The sequence below is a fragment of the Hyphomonadaceae bacterium ML37 genome (assembly GCA_027627685.1).
Taxonomy (GTDB): Bacteria; Pseudomonadota; Alphaproteobacteria; order Caulobacterales; family Maricaulaceae; genus Oceanicaulis.
The window spans coordinates 50,582-66,412 of sequence record CP091241.1 but is presented as its reverse complement, the minus strand read 5'-3'; the positions used below and the strand labels follow the sequence as shown (position 1 = coordinate 66,412).

General features: G+C 65.8%; 18 protein-coding genes. 11 read left to right on the top strand and 7 right to left on the bottom strand.

Annotated elements, in window-relative coordinates; all coding sequences use genetic code 11:
- The first annotated feature begins 149 nt into the window (after window positions 1-149).
- From L2D01_00360 to sucD, 10 genes are all read left to right on the top strand, one after another.
- Window positions 150-3,146 (top strand): 2-oxoglutarate dehydrogenase E1 component, encoded by a 2,997-nt coding sequence (locus L2D01_00360; GenBank protein ID WBQ10237.1) that lies wholly within the window; start codon window positions 150-152, stop codon window positions 3,144-3,146.
- Window positions 3,147-3,195: 49 nt separating this feature from the next.
- Window positions 3,196-4,506 carry a 2-oxoglutarate dehydrogenase complex dihydrolipoyllysine-residue succinyltransferase gene (odhB, locus tag L2D01_00355; protein ID WBQ10236.1) on the top strand — a complete coding sequence of 437 codons (1,311 nt, stop codon included), beginning with the start codon at window positions 3,196-3,198 and terminating at the stop codon, window positions 4,504-4,506.
- Between the two features lie 118 nt (window positions 4,507-4,624).
- Window positions 4,625-5,176, top strand: coding sequence for a hypothetical protein (locus L2D01_00350; GenBank protein ID WBQ10235.1), 552 nt, complete (start codon window positions 4,625-4,627; stop codon window positions 5,174-5,176).
- Window positions 5,177-5,286: 110 nt separating this feature from the next.
- Window positions 5,287-6,555 (top strand): MFS transporter, encoded by a 1,269-nt coding sequence (locus tag L2D01_00345; GenBank protein WBQ10234.1) that lies wholly within the window; start codon window positions 5,287-5,289, stop codon window positions 6,553-6,555.
- The gene (locus tag L2D01_00340) at window positions 6,552-6,890 is read left to right on the top strand and encodes a hypothetical protein (GenBank protein ID WBQ10233.1); all 339 of its coding nucleotides are present in this window, start codon (window positions 6,552-6,554) and stop codon (window positions 6,888-6,890) included. Before L2D01_00345 ends, L2D01_00340 begins: the two co-directional genes overlap by 4 nt.
- Before the next feature lie 128 nt (window positions 6,891-7,018).
- On the top strand, window positions 7,019-8,212 hold the full coding sequence (sucC, locus tag L2D01_00335; GenBank protein ID WBQ10232.1) for an ADP-forming succinate--CoA ligase subunit beta: 1,194 nt from the start codon (window positions 7,019-7,021) through the stop codon (window positions 8,210-8,212).
- 71 nt (window positions 8,213-8,283) lie between these two features.
- The gene (locus L2D01_00330) at window positions 8,284-8,511 is read left to right on the top strand and encodes a DUF2188 domain-containing protein (GenBank protein ID WBQ10231.1); all 228 of its coding nucleotides are present in this window, start codon (window positions 8,284-8,286) and stop codon (window positions 8,509-8,511) included.
- Window positions 8,512-8,569: 58 nt separating this feature from the next.
- A complete protein-coding gene (locus L2D01_00325) occupies window positions 8,570-8,821 on the top strand; it encodes a DUF6364 family protein (protein WBQ10230.1) in 252 nt (83 codons plus the stop codon).
- A complete protein-coding gene (locus L2D01_00320; GenBank protein WBQ10229.1) occupies window positions 8,811-9,221 on the top strand; it encodes a PIN domain-containing protein in 411 nt (136 codons plus the stop codon). Before L2D01_00325 ends, L2D01_00320 begins: the two co-directional genes overlap by 11 nt.
- Before the next feature lie 23 nt (window positions 9,222-9,244).
- On the top strand, window positions 9,245-10,153 hold the full coding sequence (sucD, locus tag L2D01_00315) for a succinate--CoA ligase subunit alpha (GenBank protein ID WBQ10228.1): 909 nt from the start codon (window positions 9,245-9,247) through the stop codon (window positions 10,151-10,153).
- Window positions 10,154-10,163: 10 nt separating this feature from the next.
- On the opposite strand, the gene L2D01_00310 is transcribed toward sucD, so the two are convergent.
- From L2D01_00310 to L2D01_00300, 3 genes are all read right to left on the bottom strand, one after another.
- Window positions 10,164-10,463 carry a transcriptional regulator gene (locus L2D01_00310; GenBank protein WBQ10227.1) on the bottom strand — a complete coding sequence of 100 codons (300 nt, stop codon included), beginning with the start codon at window positions 10,461-10,463 and terminating at the stop codon, window positions 10,164-10,166.
- A complete protein-coding gene (locus L2D01_00305) occupies window positions 10,463-11,092 on the bottom strand; it encodes a hypothetical protein (protein ID WBQ10226.1) in 630 nt (209 codons plus the stop codon). Before L2D01_00305 ends, L2D01_00310 begins: the two co-directional genes overlap by 1 nt.
- Window positions 11,093-11,247: 155 nt before the next feature.
- Entirely contained in the window at window positions 11,248-12,024 is a 777-nt protein-coding gene (locus tag L2D01_00300) for a hypothetical protein (protein ID WBQ10225.1), read from the bottom strand.
- Window positions 12,025-12,528: 504 nt separating this feature from the next.
- Here L2D01_00300 and L2D01_00295 point away from each other — a divergent pair.
- Window positions 12,529-13,224 (top strand): hypothetical protein, encoded by a 696-nt coding sequence (locus L2D01_00295; protein WBQ10224.1) that lies wholly within the window; start codon window positions 12,529-12,531, stop codon window positions 13,222-13,224.
- A gap of 178 nt (window positions 13,225-13,402) precedes the next feature.
- Here L2D01_00295 and L2D01_00290 read toward each other — a convergent pair whose 3' ends face one another.
- The 4 genes from L2D01_00290 to L2D01_00275 form a co-directional block, all read right to left on the bottom strand.
- A complete protein-coding gene (locus L2D01_00290) occupies window positions 13,403-13,621 on the bottom strand; it encodes a hypothetical protein (protein ID WBQ10223.1) in 219 nt (72 codons plus the stop codon).
- 61 nt (window positions 13,622-13,682) lie between these two features.
- Window positions 13,683-13,874 (bottom strand): hypothetical protein, encoded by a 192-nt coding sequence (locus tag L2D01_00285; GenBank protein ID WBQ10222.1) that lies wholly within the window; start codon window positions 13,872-13,874, stop codon window positions 13,683-13,685.
- A 32-nt stretch (window positions 13,875-13,906) separates the two neighbouring features.
- A protein-coding gene (locus L2D01_00280) for an IS3 family transposase (protein WBQ10221.1) occupies window positions 13,907-15,084 on the bottom strand; the annotation gives its coding sequence in 2 pieces (ribosomal slippage) (window positions 13,907-14,835 and window positions 14,835-15,084; 1,179 coding nt in all).
- Window positions 15,018-15,740 (bottom strand): hypothetical protein, encoded by a 723-nt coding sequence (locus tag L2D01_00275; GenBank protein ID WBQ10220.1) that lies wholly within the window; start codon window positions 15,738-15,740, stop codon window positions 15,018-15,020. Before L2D01_00275 ends, L2D01_00280 begins: the two co-directional genes overlap by 67 nt.
- Between the last annotated feature and the right edge of the window lie 91 nt (window positions 15,741-15,831).

The window sequence follows — 15,831 nt, the reverse complement described above, 5'->3', positions numbered from 1 at the left end:
TGCAAGCCGCCCTGCAAGGCCATCCCGTCAAAGGCGCCGAATTGAAGCGCGTCAGGCTTCTCTTTCACGGCAAAGAGTCATAAATAGCGGCGACCCTCTTCGCCCGCGCGCCCCGGGGCGCGTCTTCCGTTCGCGGACACATGGTTTTTATGGCTGACGCACGCTCCTCCCAGAATCAGACCTTTCTCGACACCGCCTTCCTGTTCGGCGGCAACGCCGCCTGGCTTGAACAGATGGCTGCACAATACGCCGAGGACCCGGCGTCCGTGCCGGCGTCCTGGCGCGCCTTCTTTGACGAGATGGGCGACGCGGCCACGGACCAGACCCATGCCGCCGACGGGCCGGCCTGGCGGCGCAAGGACTGGCCGCGCCGCGCCAATGGCGATCTGATCGGCGCGCTGGGCGATATCGAGGCGGTCATGCCCGCCCTGCCCGACGCCATTGCGAAACGCTCGGGGCCCGCAGCCTCTCCCGCCGACGTGCACAAGGCGGTCAAGGATTCCATCGCCGCCATCATGCTGATCCGCGCCTACCGCATGCGCGGCCATCTGGCGGCCGATCTCGATCCGCTGGGCCTCACGGACTTTGGCCCCCAGCCGGAGCTGGAGCCGGAAACCTACGGCTTCACCGAGGCCGATATGGACCGGGAGATTTTCATCAATGGCTATCTGGGGCTGGAGACCGCCACGGTCCGCCAGATGCTGGAGATTCTCAAACGCACCTATTGCTCCACCTTCGCGGTGGAGTTCATGCACATCTCCAACCCCGAAGAGAAAGCCTGGCTGCAGGAACGCATCGAGGGGCCGGACAAGGGCGTGGCCTTCTCCAAAAAGGGCAAGCGCGCCATCCTGCGCAAGATCATCGAGACCGAAGGCTTCGAGCGCTTCCTGCACAAGCGCTATCCCGGCACCAAGCGCTTTGGTCTGGACGGCGGCGAGTCGCTGATCCCGGCGCTGGAGCAGGTGATCAAGCGCGGCGGCGCGCTGGGCGTGGAAGAGATCATTATCGGCATGCCGCACCGCGGGCGCCTGAACGTGCTCGGCGCGGTGATGGCCAAGCCGTATCACGTGATCTTCCACGAGTTTCAGGGCGGGGATTCGCTGGGCAATGCCGACTACGCTTCGGGCGACGTGAAATACCATCTGGGCTCGTCATCGGACCGCGAGTTTGACGGCAACAAGGTCCACCTGTCGCTGAGCCCGAACCCGTCCCACCTGGAAGCCGTCAATCCGGTGGTGCTGGGCAAGGCGCGCGCCAAGATGAGCAAGCTCCTGCGCGAGACCGGCGAACCGTCGAGCCACAAGGTTTTGCCGCTGCTGCTGCATGGCGACGCCGCCTTCGCGGGCCAGGGCATCGTGGCCGAGTGCTTCGGTCTGTCGGGCCTCAAGGGCCACCGCACCGGCGGGGCCGTGCATTTTGTGGTCAACAACCAGATCGGCTTCACCACCGATCCGCGCGATTCGCGCTCTTCGCCCTATCCGTCCGACGTGGCGCTGATGGTGCAGGCGCCGATCTTCCACGCCAATGGCGATGATCCCGAAGCGGTGGTCTACGCCGCCAAGGTGGCGGCCGAATACCGCCAGCTGTTCGGCAAGGACGTGGTGGTGGACATGTTCTGCTACCGCCGCTTCGGTCATAATGAAGGCGACGACCCGTCCTTCACCCAGCCCATCATGTACCGCGCCATCGCCGACCACGCGACGACGCTGGAGCTGTATGGCCAGCGCCTGATCGACGAGGGCATCGTCAGCCGCGACGATATCGACCGCTGGGTGAAAGAGTTCGCCGACTTCCTCGACGCCGAGTTCGACGCGGGCAAGGACTACAAGGCCAACAAGGCCGACTGGCTGGACGGGGTCTGGTCGGGGCTGGGCCTGCCGGAAGAAGATGACCGGCGCGGCCAGACCGCCGTGGACATGGACACGCTCAAGGCGGTCGCCGACGGCATGACCACGATCCCTGAGGACATCAATATCCACCGCACCCTGAAGCGCGTCATCGAAGGCCGGCGCAAGGCGTTGCTGGAGGATGGCGACGGCATTGACTGGGCCACGGCCGAGCATCTGGCCTTCGGCACGCTGCTGACCGAAGGCTTCCCGGTGCGCCTGTCGGGCCAGGATTCCGGGCGCGGCACCTTCTCCCAGCGCCATTCCCACATCATCGACCAGGACACCCAGGAGCGCCACACCCTGCTCAACGCCATGAGCAACGCCAAGGCGCGCTATGAGGTGATCGACACCATGCTGTCCGAAGAGGCGGTGCTGGGGTTTGAGTATGGCTACGCCACCTCGGCGCCCAACACGCTGGTGATGTGGGAGGCCCAGTTCGGCGATTTCGCCAACGGCGCCCAGATGATCGTCGACCAGTTCATCTCCTCGGCCGAGCGCAAATGGCTGCGCATGTCCGGCCTCGTCATGCTTCTGCCCCACGGCTATGAGGGTCAGGGTCCCGAGCACTCCAGCGCGCGCCTGGAGCGCTATCTCCAGCAATGCGCCGAAGACAATATGCAGGTGGCCAATTGCTCCACCCCGGCCAACTACTTCCACATCCTGCGCCGGCAGATCCATCGGGGCTTCCGCAAGCCGCTGATCCTGATGACGCCCAAGAGCCTCTTGCGCCACAAGCGCTGCGTCAGCGCGCTGGCCGAGTTCGGTCCGGGCTCCAGCTTTCACCGCGTGCTGTGGGATGACGCCGACGCCAAAGTGCGCGAAGGCCGCGATGACATCGCGCCGGGCCGCACCGAGATCACGCTGCGTCCCGACGAGGAGATCCGCCGCGTCGTGCTGTGTTCGGGCAAGGTGTATTATGATCTTCTCGAAGCGCGCGAGGCGCGCGGGCAGGACGACGCCTATATCCTGCGTGTCGAGCAATTCTATCCCTTCCCGGCCAAATCGGTGATTGACGAGCTCAAGCGCTTCCCCAATGCCGACGTGGTCTGGTGCCAGGAAGAGCCCAAGAATATGGGCGCGTGGACCTTCGTCGAGCCCTATATCGAGTTCTGCCTGGACAAGTCCGATACCCGCAGCGCGCGTCCGCGCTATGCCGGCCGGGCGCCGTCCGCCTCCACCGCCACCGGCCTTCTGTCGCGCCACCAGGCCCAGCAGAAAGCCCTGATCGAATCCGCCCTGGGCGACGACCCGTCCTGATCCGCCGCACACCCCGCCGCACACCCCCTCGTGTGAAGAAAGACCTGACATGACCGAGATCAAAGTCCCGACCCTGGGCGAATCCGTTTCCGAAGCCACTGTCGGCGCCTGGCAGGTGTCCGAAGGCGACGCCGTGAAGCGCGACGACGTGCTGGTGGAGCTGGAGACCGACAAGGTCGCCGTGGAAGTGCGCGCCGAGGAAGACGGCGTGATCTCCAAAATCACGGCCAAGGAGGGCGAAACCGTCGAGATCGGGGCGGTGCTGGGCGAGCTGGACGCCGGCGCCTCGGGATCATCCGGGAAGGCCTCTGAGGAGACAAAGCCCGAAGCGGCAAAGCCGGAGCCGAAGCCCGTAGAGACAAAGTCCGATGACAAGAAGCCTGAGGACAAGACGGCCGGGGACAAACCGGCCGAGAGCGCGGTGTCCGGCGACGGAAACAAGGCCATGCCGGCCGCCCGGCGCGTGGCGGAGGAAAACGATCTCGATCTGAACACCGTCGAGGGCACCGGCAAGGATGGCCGCGTGACCAAGGGCGATGCGCTCAAAGCGCTGGAAGGTGGCGGCGCCGCGCCGGCGCCGGCCAAGGCTGAGGCGCCCAAAGCCGAGGCGCCCAAAGCCGAGGCGCCCAAAGCGCAAGCGTCCAAGCCGCGCGAACCCGGGCCGCGCGAAGAGCGGGTGAAGATGACCCGCCTGCGCCAGACCATCGCGCGCCGGCTGAAGGACGCCCAGAACACCGCCGCCATGCTGACCACGTATAACGAGGCGGACATGAGCGCGATCATGACCCTGCGCAAGCAGGTCCAGGATGACTTCACCGCCAAGCACGGCGTGAAGCTGGGCTTTATGAGCTTCTTCGTGAAGGCCTGCGTCGCAGCGCTCAAGGACGTGCCGGCGGTCAATGCCGAGATCGACGGGACCGACATCATCTATAAAAACTACTATGACATCGGCGTGGCCGTGGGCACCGACAAGGGCCTGGTGGTGCCGGTGGCGCGCGATTGCGACGTCAAATCCCTGGCTAGAATCGAATCTGACATCGGCGAGCTGGGCAAGCGTGCGCGCGACGGCAAGCTGGCCATCGAGGACATGCAGGGCGCCACCTTCACCATCTCCAATGGCGGCGTGTACGGCTCGCTGATGAGCTCGCCCATATTGAATGCGCCCCAGGCCGGCATTCTGGGCATGCACAAAATCCAGGACCGCCCGGTGGCCATCAATGGCGAGGTGAAAATCCGCCCGATGATGTATCTGGCCCTGTCCTATGACCACCGCATCGTCGACGGCAAGGAAGCCGTCACCTTCCTGGTGCGCGTGAAAGAGAGCCTGGAAAACCCGCAGCGGCTGTTGCTGGATATTTAGGGGCGCCCTGACACCCCCCCTGTGGCCGCGCCGCCACGCTGGCCCGGACTCGTTCGCGCAACCCGTTGAACTGCGCGCGCCTTTAGCGCCATGGTGCGCGGCGAGGGCCGGAGGGGATATGGCCAAGGACAAACCCGAGACGCGCTTCGCGGCGCTGTATGATGGCGAGCGCGCCGAGCTTGCGCATGCGGATCTGGCGCGCCCGGATCCCGCGCAGCCGGACGGCGCGCGCCGGGCCGGGTCCAGCGGCGTGGATCTGCTGGCCGGCTTGCTGGCGCGTTTTGCGCTGGGGGCGCAGTTCTGGACCTGGGGCCGCGCCAACGCCCTGCCGCTCGCCGACGCCATGGACTGGCGCGCCTGGATCGCGCCGGAACCCGGGCTGGTGGCGGCGGCGCGCATCTGGACGCAGAACCAGATCGACCCGCAGCTGACGGCCATGGCGCTGCTGGCGCTGGCGCTGGCGATCACGGCGAGCCTGGCGCTGGGCTTTCTGACCCGGCTGGCCGGGCTGACGGCGGCGGTAGGCGCGCTGTGGCACATCCTGTTCATCCTGCCCGAGGCCTGGCCCACCACGCTCGCCTGGGGGGCGCTGGGACTGTATCTGGCGCTGCGCGGCGCCGGACCCGCCTCGCTGGACTGGATGACCGCGCGCCTGGCGCGCCTCGGTTAAGCGCGCCTCAGATAAGCGCAGCCGGGCGGACCCGGCGGGTTGCGCCGCAGCGGGGTCCGTGATGTGTTGCGCGCGTCTGTTCGCACCGCCCGAGCGAGGCCCCGCCCGCCATGCCTATCTATCGCAATGTCGCCACGGTCATGGCCGCCACCTTGCTGTTGCAGGTGGCGCTGGGCGCGCTGGGCGTGGCCCTGCCGCTGGTGATGAACGCGGCTGAGTGGTCGGCCCTGTCCATCGGCGCCGTGATCGCGGGCTATAGCGCGGGCTTCATGGCGGGCGCGTTCACCGCGCCGCGCATCATCCGCTCCATCGGTCATATCCGCGCCTATGCCGCCTATGCCGGGGGCGCGGCGGCCACGACGCTGGCGCTGGCGCTGGGCTCCGATTTCACCTGGTGGCTGCTGTCGCGCTTCGCCTTCGGGATTTGCGCGGCGGGGATTTTCGCCGTGGCCGAAAGCTGGATCGCCGACGCCACCCCGTCCGAACGGCGCGGGACGGTGATCTCGGCCTATCAGATCGTCGGCCGCTTCGGCCTGATCCTGGGGCCGTTCGTGATTGCGCTGAGCGGGCTGATGCTGGGCGACACGTTTGTGGTGGCCGGGATTTTCCTGTCGTTGGCGCTCATCCCCATCGTGTTCACCGGGCGCGGCCAGCCTGCCCTGCCCACCGGCACGACCGTATCGCCCCTGCGCCTTCTGACCATCGCGCCGGCCGCGGCGGCGGCGGTGTTCTTCGCCGGCATCGTCAATACCGGCACGCTCGCCTTCATGCCGATCTGGGCTGAAACCCTGCAGGCGGACTCGCCCGCGGGCGCCGCCGCGCTGGTGCTGGCGGTGATCTATACCCTGGCCATGCTGGTGCAGTGGCCGGCGGGCTGGATTTCCGACCGGGTCGACCGGCGCCTGGTGATTGCGGGCCTCGCCGGTCTGTCGGCCCTGTTCGCGCTTCTGCTCGCGGTGCTGCTCAATCCCGGCCTTGTCGGCGGGGCGGTGCTGGCGGGACTGTGGGGGGCTGCGAGCCTGGCCTATTACGCCGTGGGCGTCGCCCATGCCGCCGACCGGTCGCGGGTGGAGGATCTGCCCGCCATCGCGTCGGGCACGCTGCTCGTGTGGGCCGCCGGCGCGGTGCTGGGCCCGATCCTGTCGGGCATCGCCTATGCCGGCCCGCTGGGCGCGCGCGGCCTGTTCCTGTTCGCCGCCGTGTTCAGCGCCATTCTGGCCGCCGGCATGCTGTGGCGCCGTTCGGTGCGCAAGCCGGTGCGCGAGGACGAGCGCGAGCCTTTCGTCTATCTCAGCGCCACCTCGGCGGGTCTGGCGGAGATCGACACCCCCGAAGCGGCGGAACCCGAGCCCGCGCCAGCATCCGGACCCCGGCCATGACCGTTCTCGCGGTTCTGGCGATCGTCATCCCCGCGGCGCTCGGCGTGGGCGCAGCGCTGTGGCTGCGCGCCCGGCTGAAAGCGCTGAGCTTCAGCGCCTGGATCGGTTGGACCCTTCTGGGCGCAGGCCTGCCGGTGCTGGCCGGGCAGCTGGCCGCACTGGTTCTGGCCTCAGGCATCGAGCGCGCGCTGGAGGCGTGTGAAGCGGCTGATGGCGCCGGCGCCTGCACCGGCGATCCTTTGCCCGTGATCCTCGCCCTCACCGCCGGGCTGGCGGGCGGGCTGGGCTGGGCCGCGGGCGCTGTCAGCACCCGCCTGACGGGCGCGCGCGACTGAGCGCTGTCACAGACAGGTGCGTTGCCAGCGCGGGGCGCAGTGTTATAACCGCGCCCGACGATGACGCCGCTGCGGACAGCCTGTCCGCGCCCCCGATTTCTCCTCCAAGACAAAGAGTGTCCGGCCCCATGAACATCCACGAGCACCAGGCCAAGGCCCTGCTGAAATCCTTTGGCGCCCCTGTCGCCGACGGCGTCGCCGTGTTTTCCGCCGAAGAGGCGCGCAAGGCCGCTGACCAGCTGCCCGGCCCGCTCTGGGTGGTGAAATCCCAGATCCACGCCGGCGGGCGCGGCAAGGGCAAGTTCAAGGAACTGCCCGCCGACGCCAAGGGCGGGGTGCGGCTGGCCTTCACCAAGGAGGATGTGGAGCGCCACGCGCGTGAGATGCTGGGCAATACGCTGGTCACCCACCAGACCGGCCCGGCGGGCCGCCAGGTCAACCGGCTCTATATCGAGGACGGCGCGGACATTGCGCGCGAGCTTTACCTGTCCCTGCTGGTCAATCGCGATACCGGCCGGGTGGCCTATGTGGTCTCCACCGAGGGCGGGATGGACATTGAAGAGGTCGCCGAGCACACGCCGGACAAGATCATCACCCTCAATATCGATCCCGAAACCGGCGTCACGGACGCCGATGCGGGCGCGATTTCCGATGCGCTGAACCTCGACGGCGCGGCGCGCACCGATATGGCGGCGCTGGCCCCGATCCTCTACCGGGCCTTCACCGAAAAAGACATGAGCATGCTGGAGATAAACCCGCTCATCGTCATGGAGAACGGCCGCCTGCGTGTGCTGGACGCCAAGGTCAGCTTTGACGGCAACGCCCTGTTCCGCCACGACGATGTGCGCGCCCTGCGTGACCTGACCGAGGAAGACGACAAGGAGATCGAAGCCTCCAAATATGACCTGGCCTATATCGCGCTGGACGGCGAGATCGGCTGCATGGTCAACGGGGCGGGCCTGGCCATGGCGACCATGGACATCATCAAGCTCTATGGCGCGGAACCGGCCAACTTCCTCGATGTGGGCGGCGGCGCCAGCAAGGAGAAGGTGACCCACGCCTTCAAGATCATCACCGCCGACCCGAACGTCAAAGGCATTCTGGTCAATATTTTCGGCGGCATCATGCGCTGCGACGTCATCGCCGAGGGCGTGGTCGCCGCGGTGAAGGAAGTGGGGCTGAAAGTCCCGCTGGTGGTGCGCCTGGAAGGCACGAATGTCGAGCGCGGCAAGCGCATTCTCGACGAAAGCGGGCTCGACATCACCTCGGCCGATGATCTTGATGACGCCGCGCAGAAGATCGTGAAGGCGGTGCGGGGGTAGGGGCGAAACAGACTCGCTGTTCATTTTATGTTCTGGTATAATTGTGGTGCCTCAGATTCGGAGCACCAACGATGAGCCGGAAGAAAGATCAGCATGTAGTCCCCCACCCAGAAGGATGGGCGGTTAAAACCGCCGGTGCGTCCCGGGCAGGGTCTGTACACCGCACTCAAGCAGAAGCGATTGATGTCGCACGAGAGCGGGCAAAGGGAAACGAATCGGAAATGTTCATTCACGGTAAGAACGGGCAGATTCGAGAACGCAACACCTACGGCAAAGATCCCTATCCCCCGGAGGGTTGAGTTAGATCTGAGCTCCACGTATTATGTGTAACACAGGATACGTGGAGCTAAGGATTTCGTGACCAAAAACCTCACCCTGGCCATCGACGATGATCTGCTGGACCGTGCGCGCGTGGTGGCGGCCATGAAGCGCACCAGCGTCAACGCCATGATCCGCGAATATCTGGAGCGGCTCGTACAGGCTGAACTGGACGCTGACGAGGTGACGCAGGCGCTTTTGAAGCTGTCGCGCGAGGGATCGTGGGACATGGGGGACTGGACGCCCAGCCGGGACGAGACCTATTCAGGAAGCCCGCGCTTTGACCGTTGAGACGTTTCTGGACACCAACATCCTGCTCTACGCAGCGGGCGCCCAGAGAAGCGCCCCGGAAAAGCATGCGATCGCGCAGGGCCTCCTGACGACGGACTTCGGCGTTTCGGCGCAAACACTGGGCGAGTTCTACTTCAACGCGGTGCGCAAGGGCAAACCGCCCATGGCGCAGGAGGCGGCGGAAGTCTGGGTCCGCCAACTGTCGCGAAAGCCGTTCCAACTGATCGATGCGCCGCTGGTGTTTCGCGCCATGTCGCTCGCCCAGCGCTACCAGATTCGCTACTGGGACGCCGCCATCCTCGCCGCGGCTGAAAAGCTCGGCGCCAAGACCGTCTATTCCGAAGACCTCAATCACGGCCAGGCCTATGGCGATGTCACCGTGATCAACCCGTTCATCTGACCGCTGCGTATCAAAGGAATCCCATGTCCATTCTCGTCAACAAATCCACCAAAGTTCTCGTCCAGGGTCTGACCGGCAAGACCGGCACCTTCCACACCGAGCAGGCGCTGGCCTATTACGGCACCCGCATGGTGGGCGGCGTGCACCCCAAGAAGGGCGGCGAGAGCTGGACCAGCGGCATGGACGGCGCGGCCTCCCTGCCGATCTTCGCCAGCGTCGCTGAAGGGCGCGAGGCCACCGGCGCAACCGCCTCGGTGATCTATGTGCCGCCGGCGGGCGCCGCTGACGCCATCATCGAGGCCATCGATGCGGGCATCGAGCTGATCACCTGCATCACCGAAGGCATTCCGGTGATGGACATGGTGCGGGTGAAGGCGCGCCTCGACCGCTCGTCCTCGCGCCTGCTGGGCCCCAACTGCCCCGGCGTGCTGACGCCTGAAGAGTGCAAGATCGGCATCATGCCGGGCTCCATCTTCAAGAAGGGCAGCGTGGGCGTGGTGTCGCGCTCTGGGACCCTGACCTATGAAGCGGTGTTCCAGACCAGCCGGGTGGGCCTTGGCCAGACCACGGCGGTGGGCATTGGCGGCGACCCGGTGAAAGGCACCGAATTCATCGACATGCTGGAGCTGTTCCTGGCCGATGACGCCACCAAGTCGATCATCATGATCGGCGAGATTGGCGGTGCTGCCGAGGAAGAAGCCGCGCAGTTCATCAAGGATGAAGCCAGGAAGGGCCGCAAGAAGCCCATGGTCGGCTTCATCGCCGGACGCACCGCGCCGCCGGGCCGCACCATGGGCCATGCCGGCGCCATCGTGGCGGGCGGCAAGGGGGGCGCCGACGACAAGATCGACGCCATGAAGTCCGCCGGTATCACCGTCGCCGACAGCCCCGCCCGCATGGGCGTCACGCTGGTGGAGGTGCTGAAGGGGTAGGGGGCGTCCCCTACCCCGCCTCGATCATCGCGCGCAAGGCGTCGAGATAGGCGATCCAGGCCTTGCGGCCGTCGGGCGTCATGCGCACCCGTGTATGGGGGCGCCGGTCGACGAACTGCTTGTCCTGGGCGACGTAGCCCGCCTCCTCCAGCTTGCGCAGCTGGACCGAGAGATTGCCGTCGCTCGCCGAGGTGCGCTCGCGCAGCTCGGTGAAGCTGGAATCGTCCACGGCGGACAGATAGCTCATCACCGCCAGGCGCAGCTTGCCGTGGATGACATCGTCCAGCCCCTGGGGGTCGAACGCGCCCATCAGGCCAGGCTCCGCGGCTCGCTGCGCAGCATCGCCACGCCCGGCAGCAGCGACGACGCCAGCAGGGCCAGCGCCGCCACCGGATAGACCCAGTGGGTCGCCGCAAACGCCATGCCCGCGCCGGCGCCGGCGAAGGCCAGCAAGGCGGGCGCATACAGCCCCACCCGGCGCGAGACCTGCGCCACGGTCATCCACGCCGTCCCGTAGGCCGCCAGCGCGACAGGCAGGATGACGTTGAAGAACACCGGCGCCAGCAGCCCGCCCTGAACCCCGGCCACGACGCCCAGAAAGATCGCGCCAATACCCAGGCCTGCGCTCATCCAGACGGCGGCTTCGGTGCGGTTGGCCGGCGCGCCCTGGCCCGGCTTGTGGCGGATGGACCAGACCAGCGCCGCCTGCCCGGCCGAGCCGATCACGATATAGCCGATCCAGAGCGGCCAGACCGCCCCGGCGCCCAGCGGGCCATAGCCCATCATGGCCGACCAGTGGGCCAGGATCACCAGGCTGGTCAGCCCCGCCCACCAGACCAGAAACCGCCCGCCCAGCAGCGGCGCATCCTCGCCCGAACGGGCGATGGCGGTGAGATAGGCGAGGTCCTCGCCGGACGGATGTGTGTCGCGCGTCGTCATGATGGCCTGTGTCCTTTCCTCAATGCACGGGGGCCGGGCGCGAACCGGCCCGGCGTCGAGCATGGCTATCACACCACACTTTGCATTGTAAAGTACTTTTTATAATCAGACCCGCCGCCGCCCGCACGGCGCCCGCACGCCCTCCTTGCGCCGCTTCACCCCTCCTGCGCATTGTCCTCCCAGGTGTACTGGTCCTCATAGAGCGTGCCCTTGAGAAATCCCTTTTCCGTCGCCCAGCGGGGCAGGCTGCGGACCTGTCCGCACAGGGCGATATGGACCAGATTGCGCATGCGCCGCGTCACCTCCCGCGCCGCCTCCTCCTGCCGGCGCTGGTTTTCCGGGTCCGCCCTGACCGGCAGGGGCAGGGCCTCCAGCGCGCGGGCCGCGCCCAGCAGGCGCTCGGCGAGATTCATGGCCTGGCTGGCGGCTTTCAGATCGCCGGCCGCCATCAGCGCCTCGGCCGCCCTCATCGCCTGCTCCCCCGCCGCCCGCGCCTGCAGCGGGTGGATGAACTCATGCCGCGGCGCGGCCCCGGCCCCGGCCTCAGCTCCGGCCCCGGAGCCGGCCTCCGTGTCCGTCCCGGCGCCCGGCTCCGCATCCCGGTCCTCGCCGGGCAGATCCACCAGCTCGGCCATGATCCGGTCGGCCGCGTCCGGCGCGTCTGGCGGGGCGCCCGCGCCTCCGCCGCCATCCGCACCGGCCGGCGCGGGCGCGGCGAGCGCCCGGGCCTGCGCCGCGCCGAACACCGCCCGGGTGCGCGCCGAGGCGATGTCCATGGTGCGCCAGCCCCCCTCCGCCGCCCAGCGGTGCAGGGTGGAGACCGGCACGCCCAGCTGGCGCGACACCTCATGCATCACCACCCCCGCCTCGCGCATGGCCCGCGCCGCCGAGATCAGGTCCGCCCGCTCCTCATCACTCCGGAAATTCATCATGGGCGGGAGTATGGGGGCGTTTGGAGGGGAGGGGGGTAAGTGGGGGGATTGCGCGTGGCGATCCAGCCTCCTCTCCCCTCCCTGAGGGGGTGAGGCCGCCAAGTCCGGTCCGGGGGACCGGACGACCGGCCGAACGGTAGGGTGAGGGGTGTGCGGCGGTCCAGGCACACGCGGCCCGCGCAAGGTGAAACGGAGAGGCCCGCCCCCTCACCCTACCCTCTCCCCCATGGTCATGGGGGAGAGGAGGCCTCCGGCTTTGCGCCTCTATCGGAGACGTCCGGCGCTTGCTTTTCCTCAAAGAAATGCCCCGTTCCAGCCTCCTCTCCCCCATGACCATGGGGGCTGAGCTCCGAGAGATTGATCCGGGGGATCAATCGAACGCGCGAAGGGTAGGGTGAGGGGGCGGGCGAAGGCCCGACAAACCGTGGAAACTCGAACGATCGGCTTGCTACCAAAGGTCGGACTTGATTAAGCTCGTGCGGCAACATCATATGGGGGGTAGTTATGAGACTTGTAGCCTGGTTCTTTGTCGCGGGTTTAACGCTGACGGCCACTGCTTGCGTATCGCCGCAATACAATTATGTGGCGCCCGCTGAGCAATTCAGCCGGCCCCCGTTGAACGAAATTGTCACCGTTTCGGTCGGCGAGGAGATGCTCTCCCAAGGCAACCTGGTCTTTCAGGAAGGGATTACCGTCGGGGAGCGAACGTCAATTGGCGGATATACCCTTCACGGCGGTTTCTACCCCCAGGTCGGCCAGGACGAATCGTCGACCTTCCACAGCTTTCTGACGGGAAACGCGTCAACCAGCGAGCTTGGAGCGCTCAGCAAGAACATTCTGGTTGATCCGCCACAGACAATTCAGGCAGCGATAGAAAGCGAAGAGCTTTGTGTGGTGACAGTCTTCAATGTCCGCGCATGCCGCGACCGCGAATTCGAGCGGACAGAGCGTGTCGTGGCTAATGTCAATTCATTCCAGCAAACCCTGCTCTACAGCGGTCGCGTAGGGGATAAAATCAATATCTCCTACAGAGAGTTTTCAGGGAGCGTGGCGCGGCCAGCGTTTTCGAATGACGTTGAATATGATCTCGCGGCGTCCAGTGAAATCGCCTATCGCGGAGCTCGTATTGAGATCATCGAAGCGACGAACTCATCGATAACCTACCGCATCCTGAGCAATTTCAACGCAGCGTCCCGTTAGCATCCCGCCCCCAAACCCCATGCCGAGTCTCCCGCAAGGCGTCTCCGGCGCGTCAAGGCCAGGCCTACGGCCCGCCGCACAGCGGTGACCGGACTTCAGTCCGGTCAGCCTTGACCCGCCGGAGCGCTTGCGACAATCGGCTTTCATGGGGTTTGGGGAGGAATCGATAAAGCGGCAGCTAGAGGTCGCCGCGCGCCGTCGCCTCGATCTCTTCGCCGTGAACCCCAAGAGTGACAACGCGCCGGTCATCGAACTCGCTGACGCCCTGACGCCTCCAGACCACGCCGTCGCCGCCGTCATAGGCGATCTGGGCGGCTTCATCGGCGTCGTCGGCTTCGATCTCTGCGATATAGTCAACGAACGCGTCAACGCGCGACTGAACAAGAAAAAGACCCATTGCTACGCTCCCTGATTTACGGGTTGCAGCTTACTTGATATTCAGTGTGTTCGCCAGATGTTCACGGTGTGAGCCGATAGCGCCCGCGTCCAACGAACTCAAGCCACCCGCGATCGCGCAGCACCTGAAGCTGCTGCCGGATTTTCTCGTGGACGTGCCGGTTCTCCGGATAAAGCGCGCTGAGCGCCGGGGCGAACCCGTAGGCGTCATCAATGGTGAAATCAGATTGGCCCAGGGCTTCAATCTGCGCCATGAGTGACCCAGCCCCCTGATCCGGGCCGTGAGTTAGTAGAGTCTGTTCGCCTTTCTTTCTGGGTTGATGTGGTTGGTCAAGGCCCGGTGAGCGGAGCTTGCGCGTAGCTCAAGCGAGCCGGGCCGGGGGTGACGGGTTCGCTCGGCGTAGACACAGGGCGCAAGCCCACCAAGCGCGGTGTGCGGACGCTGGGTGTTGTAGTCGATCCTCCACGCCTCGATCAGGCCGCGTGCTTCGTGTAGCGACGAGAACAGGTGCTCGTTCAGGCACTCATCGCGGAACCGACCGTTGAAGCTCTCCACGAAGGCATTCTGGGTAGGCTTTCCAGGTGCGATATAGTGCCATTCCACGCCGCTCTCTTTCTGCCAGCGCAGAAGCGCGTGACTGGTCAGTTCGGTGCCGTTGTCGCTCACGATCATGCGCGGCGTTCCTCGCTGCTCGATCAGACGATCAAGCTCACGGGCCACGCGCATCCCAGACAGCGAGGTATCGACCACGACGGCCAAGGCCTCCCGCGTAAAGTCGTCGACCACGCATAGCGTCCGGAAGCGCCGCCCGTCTGACAGCGCGTCAGAGACGAAGTCCAGGCTCCAGCGATGGTTCGCCGCCACGGGCAACAGGATCGGGCGCCGGGTTCCCACGGCCCGCTTGCGGCCACGCCGCCGCCGGACCGCCAGCCCTTCCTCTCGGTAGAGCCGGTAGATCTTCTTGTGGTTCGCATAAAGGCCCTCGCGCTCGAGCAGTATGCCCAGCCGGCGATAGCCGAACCGGCGACGCTCGCCGGCGATATCTCGCAGGCGCGTGCGCAAGACGTCATCGTCGCTTGAGCGCTTCTGATACTGGAAGGTCGATCGGTCCAGCTCTGCAAGGGCGCAGGCCCGACGTTCGCTCAGACCGTGCCGGGTCACCATGTGGTGCACGGCCTGGCGCTTAACGTCGGGCGTCAGAAGTTTTTTGCTGCGATGTCCTTCAGTGCTGCATTGTCCAGCATGGCATCGGCCAGAAGCCGCTTCAGCCGGCTGTTCTCCAGCTCCAGCACCTTCAGACGCTGGGCATCGGACACCGACATCCCGCCGAACTTGGCCTTGTATTTGTAAAAGGTTGCGTCGGAGATGCCGTACTTGCGGCAGACCTCCTTCGTGCTCACACCGGCGTCGTGCTCGCGCAGCATGCCGATAATCTGCTCTTCCGAATAACGGCTCTTTCGCATGGTCCATCCTCTCCTCGATGGACTCTACCATTCAATGGCCGGAATTCACGGGGCTGGGTCATGAGCTCTACAAGCCAGCCGCGTGCGCCTGAACTGGTCTCGCGAAGGAACGCCGTCTTGCTCCATTTCTCGATGACGTCACTGCGCAGTGATGGCACGCCGTCGCGCACGATTTGGATGCGGCCTGACGTCGGGACCTTCTCTAGCAGAATATTGCACCCGATCCAGCCAGCCCGGCGCGCCGTCGGGGCGAGCGGTTTCCGCTTCTCAATTAGGTCGGTCGTGAAGAAGTGTTTGGGAATAACGATCAGATCGCTGACGGCATGGCGATCCCGGTCATAGCGCAAGACGAAGAGGCTTGGGTTGGACGCGGACGCGAGCCGTTCCAGCATCGTCGCCCAGGCGCCGTCGAGCACCTTGCGGCCAATCTTTGTCTTCTGGGATTTCAGTTCATAGTCTTCGCAGCATGACCCGCAGAAGAGGTCTGCAACTGGGGCGTTGTTAGGATGGGCTTGCAGCCGGTCGGCGCCGCAAGCGGGACAGTAAAGCTCACGCTCGGCCCAGCTTTCCGTCCAGACGCGCGCCGACTGCGACGGGCTCTGGAAAGCTGCCTGTGTCTCTTCAAAGCCGAGATTGATATGCGACTTGTCCGACATGGCCCATCAGCGCGAAACATGAATGATCCGCTGATCTTCGATGGAAAGTGTTCGCATACGGTTTCTCCCCAAACCCCATGCCGAGTCTCCC

What these genes read in the sequence shown, in the direction of transcription:
- sucD (WBQ10228.1), top strand. Translation starts at nt 9,245, where the DNA reads ATGTCCATTCTCGTCAACAAATCCACCAAAGTTCTCGTCCAGGGTCTG.
- L2D01_00290 (WBQ10223.1), bottom strand. Translation starts at nt 13,621, where the DNA reads ATGGGTCTTTTTCTTGTTCAGTCGCGCGTTGACGCGTTCGTTGACTAT.
- L2D01_00295 (WBQ10224.1), top strand. Translation starts at nt 12,529, where the DNA reads ATGAGACTTGTAGCCTGGTTCTTTGTCGCGGGTTTAACGCTGACGGCC.
- L2D01_00285 (WBQ10222.1), bottom strand. Translation starts at nt 13,874, where the DNA reads ATGGCGCAGATTGAAGCCCTGGGCCAATCTGATTTCACCATTGATGAC.
- L2D01_00360 (WBQ10237.1), top strand. Translation starts at nt 150, where the DNA reads ATGGCTGACGCACGCTCCTCCCAGAATCAGACCTTTCTCGACACCGCC.
- L2D01_00305 (WBQ10226.1), bottom strand. Translation starts at nt 11,092, where the DNA reads ATGACGACGCGCGACACACATCCGTCCGGCGAGGACCTCGCCTATCTC.
- L2D01_00330 (WBQ10231.1), top strand. Translation starts at nt 8,284, where the DNA reads ATGAGCCGGAAGAAAGATCAGCATGTAGTCCCCCACCCAGAAGGATGG.
- sucC (WBQ10232.1), top strand. Translation starts at nt 7,019, where the DNA reads ATGAACATCCACGAGCACCAGGCCAAGGCCCTGCTGAAATCCTTTGGC.
- L2D01_00275 (WBQ10220.1), bottom strand. Translation starts at nt 15,740, where the DNA reads ATGTCGGACAAGTCGCATATCAATCTCGGCTTTGAAGAGACACAGGCA.
- L2D01_00300 (WBQ10225.1), bottom strand. Translation starts at nt 12,024, where the DNA reads ATGATGAATTTCCGGAGTGATGAGGAGCGGGCGGACCTGATCTCGGCG.
- L2D01_00340 (WBQ10233.1), top strand. Translation starts at nt 6,552, where the DNA reads ATGACCGTTCTCGCGGTTCTGGCGATCGTCATCCCCGCGGCGCTCGGC.
- L2D01_00345 (WBQ10234.1), top strand. Translation starts at nt 5,287, where the DNA reads ATGCCTATCTATCGCAATGTCGCCACGGTCATGGCCGCCACCTTGCTG.
- L2D01_00350 (WBQ10235.1), top strand. Translation starts at nt 4,625, where the DNA reads ATGGCCAAGGACAAACCCGAGACGCGCTTCGCGGCGCTGTATGATGGC.
- L2D01_00310 (WBQ10227.1), bottom strand. Translation starts at nt 10,463, where the DNA reads ATGGGCGCGTTCGACCCCCAGGGGCTGGACGATGTCATCCACGGCAAG.
- odhB (WBQ10236.1), top strand. Translation starts at nt 3,196, where the DNA reads ATGACCGAGATCAAAGTCCCGACCCTGGGCGAATCCGTTTCCGAAGCC.